Raw genomic sequence first — 1091 nt, forward strand, 5'->3', positions numbered from 1 at the left:
AACGCGGGGTCCGTTCAGGCTGTTGCGTTGAGATTGAAAATCAACCGTCACTGCACCTCCCTTGATTCTGTTTTGTTATTCCTTAGAAAGATCTACTACGTAAACCTCTGTGGGCAATATCTCGGGGGGGTCGGGATTGCGTCTTTGCAAAATCTTATTCCGCGCACGCGCGATGGTAAGTTCCTCAAGTTCTATTTCACTCACACGACGGATCAAATCTCCCGGCTGACAATCCAACTCAACACAGATATCGAGCAATGTCTTCAAGCGTATAGCCTTTATTTTTGCATTACGGATTTTAGAAATGTTGGCTGGCGTATGCCCAGTCGCTCTTATTAGATCGGCATTTGTTTTCCCGGTCTTAAGCAAAAGCGTCTCAACCTCAATAATGAGATAATCCATGGTCAATCACCTAGACCAAATCATCGGACTGGGACTGCAAAAGCGCCCCATAGCGCCAGAAGATCGACAAAGCGAAAGCGACCATCATTGCAATGATAGATCCCACATCCAACGTGATGCCTGAGTCACCAATCTGAAGGAGAGCGGAATTCATACGACAACTCAATACACAATTGCCCACCATTATTTTTAAATCGCTGCCAATCTGTAGAGAGCCCATAATGGCATTAATTGCAAATAGGCAAGCAATAACGGCAATCATCCGTGCATGTCGAATAGAAAAAGGCGATTGACGACGAGCGACATCGAAGCTGATGCTTAACAATGTAAACTCCCCTGCAAGGAGCAAAACCGCCCATAGCGCCAAGTTTGGAAGCGCGATGCTGCCGCCCTCACCAAGCTCAACGACCCCCTCGATTACCACTGCGCCATTCAAAATGCTATGGCATGCAACAACAAGTGCCGAACCAAAGACGGCGATAGTAGCGATGGCAATAAGTACCAACACGGCACAAAGAACCATTCCGATTTTTCTCATTTTATCGAACGACATCTCAATTCTTTGAGCGCTTTTCGCCATAATAACTCCTTTTGCCATCCAGCAGTACTTTTTCAATTATTTTATCGTTACTGGAAACTCTTCCTTGATTATCGACTTTATCCGAACACCTCCCACATTCATCCGTACA

Annotated in this window: 2 protein-coding genes; both read right to left on the reverse strand. The window is 45.7% G+C overall.

Features of this window, described 5'->3' with window-relative positions:
- Positions 1-75 precede the first annotated feature (75 nt).
- Entirely contained in the window at positions 76-402 is a 327-nt protein-coding gene (locus DWZ15_RS10290; RefSeq protein WP_118450833.1) for a helix-turn-helix transcriptional regulator, read from the reverse strand.
- A 10-nt stretch (positions 403-412) separates the two neighbouring features.
- Positions 413-982: a hypothetical protein gene (locus DWZ15_RS10295; protein WP_118450835.1), complete on the reverse strand. Its 570-nt coding sequence runs from the start codon at positions 980-982 to the stop codon at positions 413-415.
- Positions 983-1091 lie beyond the last annotated feature (109 nt).

It is taken from the genome of Collinsella sp. AF29-7AC (assembly GCF_003475665.1).
In the GTDB taxonomy this organism is placed as follows: domain Bacteria; phylum Actinomycetota; class Coriobacteriia; order Coriobacteriales; family Coriobacteriaceae; genus Collinsella.

Coding starts and splice junctions, on each gene's coding strand:
- DWZ15_RS10290 (WP_118450833.1), bottom strand. CDS start 402: ATGGATTATCTCATTATTGAGGTTGAGACGCTTTTGCTTAAGACCGGG.
- DWZ15_RS10295 (WP_118450835.1), bottom strand. CDS start 982: ATGGCGAAAAGCGCTCAAAGAATTGAGATGTCGTTCGATAAAATGAGA.